The sequence below is a fragment of the Xanthomonas sp. SHU 308 genome (genome assembly GCF_000364645.1).
In the GTDB taxonomy this organism is placed as follows: Bacteria; Pseudomonadota; Gammaproteobacteria; order Xanthomonadales; family Xanthomonadaceae; genus Xanthomonas_A; species Xanthomonas_A sontii.
The window spans coordinates 1-5,090 of record NZ_AQOK01000693.1 but is presented as its reverse complement, the minus strand read 5'-3'; the positions used below and the strand labels follow the sequence as shown (position 1 = coordinate 5,090).

The window sequence follows — 5,090 nt, the reverse complement described above, 5'->3', positions numbered from 1 at the left end:
CGGAGCCGGCCGCCGGCAGCCGCCGCGCCGGCCTGATCATCGCGGTGGAGGACGACGGCCCCGGCATCGCGCCGGAAGAGGTCGCCCACATCCTGCAGCGCGGCGTGCGTGGCGACGAGCGCGTGCATGGCCACGGCATCGGTCTGGCGATCGTGCAGGACCTGGTCAAGGGCTACCGCGGCGAGCTGCAGGTCAGCCGCTCCGAGGAACTGGGCGGGGCGCGCTTCCTGGTCACCCTGCCGCCGGGGTTGTAAGCCCGACAGCGCGCTCCTGTGCTGGTCTGGGACCGGCATTCCGCTGCGCAGCGACGAACCGTGCCAATCGAGCGGCCGCGCGCGCCGCTGCAGTGCAGCAGCAGGTGAATCCCGTGCAAATGACCGGGAGGTTTCCGACAGAGGCTTAACGCGACCGGCGCGCAGCTGGCGATACTGCGCCGGTCTTCACGCCGCTTTTCGTCCAGGAGCCCCGCATGTCCGCATCCCGGCATCGTCCTGCAGCAACGCGTCTGCGCGTGCGCGGCCGGCGCGCGCTGCGCAATACCCAGCGGTTGCTGCTGTCGTTGCTGCTGGTGCTGTTCACCGTCGGTGCCATCGCCGCCACCGACAAGGTGCTCAAGCGCGACGACGCGCGCTGGCTGCAGTCGATGACCACCGGCCTGGACAGCGCCAGCGTGGCGCAGTTCGAGCGCGATGGCCGCAAGCGCTTCCTGCGCGAGCAACTGCAGGCCGACGGTGGCGATGCCGCCCTGCCGGCGCCGGTGCGCGCGCAACTGGATGGCTACGCCGCGCTGCACACGCCGGTCCAGGAACTGCTCAAGCAGCAGGCCGCCGCGCAGCAGGCGATCAAGGCGATGCCGGATGGCGATGCCAAGGTCGCGGCGAAGAAGGCCGCGCAGCAGCGCGGCGACCTGCTGTTGAACCAGGCACGCCAGGCGCAGTTGCTGCGCGCCATCTACGCGCCCGACCAGTTGCGCGAGCAGATGGTGTGGTTCTGGCTCAACCATTTCAGCGTGTTCGCCGACAAGGGCCGCCTGCACTGGACCGTGGCCGACTACGCCGACAACGCGATCCGCCCGCACGCGCTGGGCAAGTTCTCCGACCTGGTGATGGCGACGCTGGAGAGTCCGGCGATGCTGGAGTACCTGGACAACGCGCAGAACGCCAAAGGCAAGGTCAACGAGAACTACGCGCGCGAGTTGATGGAACTGCATACCCTCGGCGTCGATGCCGGCTACACGCAGAAGGACGTGCAGCAACTGGCGCTGATCCTCACCGGCGTCGGCATCGCGCCGGTCGACCGCGACGGCCCGCCGAAGCTGCCGCCGGCGCTGCAGGCGCAGTATGTGCGCCGTGGCGCGTTCGAGTTCAATCCGGCGCGGCACGAACCCGGCGACAAGACCTTGCTTGGCCAGCGCATCGCCGGCGGCGGCTTCGACGAGGTCGAGCGCGCGGTGCAACTGATCGTGCGCCAGCCGGCATGCGCGCATTTCATCTCGCGGCAGTTGGCCGAGTACTTCGTCGCCGACGATCCGCCGCCGGCGCTGGTGGAGAAGATGGCGCGCACGTTCCAGCGCAGCGACGGCGACATCGCGGCGGTGCTGCAGGTGATGTTCACCGCACCGGAGATGGCGGCCGGCGCGCCGCACAAGTTCAAGGATCCGTACCGCTTCCTGGTCTCGGCGCTGCGCCTGGCCTACGACGGGCAGACCATCGTCAATCCGCAGCCGTTGCTGGGCTGGTTGAACCAGATGGGCGAGCCGAGCTTCGGACGGATCACGCCCGATGGCTGGTCGCTGCAGTCCAGTGCCTGGAACAGCTCCGGGCAGATGGCGCAACGCTTCGAGATCGCGCGTGCGATCGGCAACGGCAACACCCAGCTGTTCACCGTCGATGGGCAGCAGCGCGGCGGCTTCCCGCAACTGAGCACGCCGCTGTACTACCACGCGATCGAGCCGCAACTGAGCGACGCCACGCGCCAGGCGCTGGCGCAGGCGCGCTCGCAGCAGGAGTGGAACGGCTACCTGTTGGCCTCGCCCGATTTCAATTACCGCTGACCGCGGCCTTCGCCGCACGGAGATCCGCCATGCACCGTCGCCGCTTCTTGCTCGCGTCCGCCGCCGCTGCGGCCAGCCTGCCGTTCGCCGGGCGCCTGTTCGCCGCACCGGCGCCGTCGCCGCGTTTGTTGGTGGTGTTCCTGCGCGGCGGCTACGACTGCAACAACCTGCTGGTGCCTTACGCGAGCGATTTCTACTACGCCTCGCGGCCGAGCCTGGCCATCGCCAGGCCGGATCCGACCAATCCGAACAGCGCCATCGCGCTGGACACGCAGTGGGGCCTGAACCCACGGCTGCGCGACACGCTGATGCCGCTGTGGAACGACAAGCAGCTGGCCTTTGTGCCTTTCGCCGGCACCGACGACCTGTCGCGCAGCCACTTCGAGACCCAGGACAGCATCGAGGCCGGGCAACCGGCCGGGCAGCGCAGCGACTACCGCACCGGCTTCCTGGCGCGGCTGTCGCAGGTGGCCACCGGCACGCCGTCGATCGCCTTCACCGATTCGCTGCCGCTGAGCTTCCAGGGCGGCGGCGACATTCCCAATCTCTCGCTCAAGCGCAATCCGACCCCGGCGTTCGACCAGCGCCAGGCCGACATCCTCGCCGGCATGTACCACGGCACCCAGTTGGCCAGCGCCGCGCACGACGGCCTGGCGCTGCGCCAGCAGGTCTCGCAGGCCCTGCGCGACGAGATGCAGCAGGCCAACCGCGGCGCCGCCAGCGCGCGCACCTTCGCCGACGAGACCCGCCGCATCGCCACGCTGATGCGTGAGCGCTACCGGCTCGGCTTCGTCGATGTCGGCGGCTGGGACACGCACGTCAACCAGGGCAGCACCGACGGCGCGCTGGCCAACAACCTGGCCAACCTGTCCGAGGGGCTGTCGGCCTATGCCGAGGCGCTGGGACCGGAGTGGCGCAATACGGTGGTGGTGGTGCTGTCCGAGTTCGGCCGCACCTTCCGCGAGAACGGCGACAAGGGCACCGACCACGGCCATGGCACCACGTACTGGGTGCTGGGCGGCGGGGTCAACGGCGGCCGCATCGCCGGCGAGCAGGTGGCGGTGAGCAAGGACAAGCTGTTCCAGGACCGCGACTACCCGGTGCTGACCAACTACCGCGACATGTTCGCCGGCCTGCTCGGCCGCATGTGGAGCCTGTCGCCGACGCAACTGCAGAAGGTGTTTCCGCAGGCGCATGCGCGGGATCTGAAGTTGGTGTGATGCGTTTTCCGCGATGGAGGGATTCGGGAGATGTCCTGTAGGGGCGGCTTCAGCCGCGACGGGTGCAGGAACGACCCGTCGCGGCTGAAGCCGCTCATACCCGGCACCTGTCGCCCGACGGGTGCACTGTGGGAGGGACTTCAGTCCCGACGCGTTACCCGCTCGACTCCCCGTAATGCATGCTTTGTCGCGTTCATCGCGGCGACGTATTGAAGCGATGCCTCAAGACGCGATGGCCGCTCAGTCCACAGCGAACGGCGACGGCCCATAGAACCGCGCCAGATGCGCCGCCACTTCCGGCATCTCGCGTTGCAGCCGCTCTGGCGCGGAAAAGTGATATTCGCTGACCACCGCGAAGAATTCTTCCGGCGCTTCGGCGGCGTAGGCGTCGATCTCGCTGGCGCGGCCGCGGTCCACGCGCGCGCAGAAGGCGTCGTAGCTGCGCTGGAAATCGTCGGCCCATTGCCGCTGCCAGGCGCGCGGCAGCAGCGGCGTGCCGTCCAGGGCGCCGTCGAGCACGTCGAGCTTGTGCGCCATCTCGTGCACCGCCACGCAATAGCCGGCACGTGGATCGTCCAGGTCGGCCTGCACGTCGGCCCAGGACAGGATCAACGGGCCGCTGTCCCAGGATTCGCCGATCAGTTCGTCTTCCCACTCGTGCAGCACGCCGGCCGCGTCGACATGGCTGCGCTGCACGCGGAACGCGTCCGGGTAGACCAGCACTTGCGACCAGCCGCGCATGCCCTCGATGCCATACTCCAGCAGCGGCAGACAGCACAGTGCGGCGAGCAGGCCGCACTGCCGGGCATCCAACTGCAGGCCGCCCAGCGGCGAGATGGTCTTGCGATGCAGGAATTCGCTGGCCAGCGTACGCAGGCGCTGTTCGCGCGGCGCATCCAGGGCGGCGACCCAGGCGCAGTCGCGGCGCACGGCCTGCCAGGTAGGGCCATCGATGGCGGCGGATTTCGACCACAGCCCGCGCAGCCAGCGTGGAATCAGCGGAACATCCCCGGCAGGAAGCTGTGCCACTTCGGCATGCGCATGCGTGGCACCAGGTCGCTGTCGCTGCCGCCGCCGGTGGTGGTCGAGGCCGGCTTGCCGGTGGAGGCGGGCGCATGCAGCGCCGCGGGCGGGCGCGTCGGCGTGCTGTCGGCATCGGCCGCGTCGCCGTAGGTGCAGTCGGTGTGCGGCTTCTCCGCCAGCACGTTGGACGCGTGGGCGGCGGCGAGTGGCAGCAGCAACAGGAGCAGGCAGGGCAGGGAACGGCGCATCGTCGGCATCCAGGGCGAGCGGCGGTGAATCCCGATTCTAACGCGGTTTTCACCCGCTGCAGGGCCCCGGCCCTGGGCGCCCGGGGGGCGTTGCCGCATACTTTTCGGTTCACGAGGGCGCGCCACTGCACGCCCAGGGGCGGAACGAGGCGATGGAACCGGCGTTGGACGAGCGCGAACTGTTGGCCAGGCTCAGCAAGGGGCCCCTGTCCGGCGATGCCCTGGCGCGCGCCTGCGGGCTGACCCGGGCGGCGGTGTGGAAGCGCATTCAGGCGCTGCGCGCGGCCGGGGTGGAGATCGTGGGCCGGGCCGGCGAAGGTTATGGCCTGGCACGGCCGCTGGAACTGCTCGACGCCGCGGCGATCCGGGCCGGACTGAGCGGGCCGGCGGGCGCCGAGCTGGTCGGGCTGGAGATCGCCTGGAGCCTGGTCTCCAGCAATACCACCCTGCTGCAGCGGCCGGCGCCGGCGCAGGGCAGCGAGGTCCTGCTGGCCGAGCGCCAGACCGGCGGCCGTGGCCGCCGTGGCCGGGTCTGGGCGTCGCCGC

Annotated in this window: 6 protein-coding genes; 4 read left to right on the top strand and 2 right to left on the bottom strand. The window is 70.0% G+C overall.

The window, feature by feature from the left end; all coding sequences use genetic code 11:
• The 3 genes from D588_RS0118845 to D588_RS0118835 all read left to right on the top strand — a co-directional run.
• Positions 1–254 (top strand): ATP-binding protein (locus D588_RS0118845; RefSeq protein ID WP_026143879.1); only part of this gene is annotated, 254 nt, incomplete at its 5' end.
• Positions 255–469: 215 nt separating this feature from the next.
• Positions 470–2,053, top strand: coding sequence for a DUF1800 domain-containing protein (locus D588_RS0118840; protein ID WP_051067891.1), 1,584 nt, complete (start codon positions 470–472; stop codon positions 2,051–2,053).
• Between the two features lie 29 nt (positions 2,054–2,082).
• Positions 2,083–3,273: a DUF1501 domain-containing protein gene (locus tag D588_RS0118835; protein ID WP_017914410.1), complete on the top strand. Its 1,191-nt coding sequence runs from the start codon at positions 2,083–2,085 to the stop codon at positions 3,271–3,273.
• A gap of 240 nt (positions 3,274–3,513) precedes the next feature.
• Here the strand turns inward: D588_RS0118835 and D588_RS0118830 are convergent, their stop codons facing one another.
• Both D588_RS0118830 and D588_RS0118825 read right to left on the bottom strand, forming a co-directional pair.
• Complete coding sequence (locus tag D588_RS0118830; protein WP_017917076.1) at positions 3,514–4,302, bottom strand: M90 family metallopeptidase; 789 nt, start codon at positions 4,300–4,302, stop codon at positions 3,514–3,516.
• Complete coding sequence (locus D588_RS0118825) at positions 4,269–4,553, bottom strand: hypothetical protein (RefSeq protein WP_017917075.1); 285 nt, start codon at positions 4,551–4,553, stop codon at positions 4,269–4,271. Before D588_RS0118825 ends, D588_RS0118830 begins: the two co-directional genes overlap by 34 nt.
• Positions 4,554–4,696: 143 nt before the next feature.
• Here D588_RS0118825 and D588_RS0118820 point away from each other — a divergent pair.
• The coding region (locus D588_RS0118820) for an HTH domain-containing protein (protein WP_017917074.1) at positions 4,697–5,090 on the top strand (394 nt) is incomplete at its 3' end.

Excerpts from the sequence above, each read along its gene's own strand:
- D588_RS0118835 (WP_017914410.1), top strand. The coding sequence starts at position 2,083 with ATGCACCGTCGCCGCTTCTTGCTCGCGTCCGCCGCCGCTGCGGCCAGC.
- D588_RS0118840 (WP_051067891.1), top strand. The coding sequence starts at position 470 with ATGTCCGCATCCCGGCATCGTCCTGCAGCAACGCGTCTGCGCGTGCGC.
- D588_RS0118825 (WP_017917075.1), bottom strand. The coding sequence starts at position 4,553 with ATGCCGACGATGCGCCGTTCCCTGCCCTGCCTGCTCCTGTTGCTGCTG.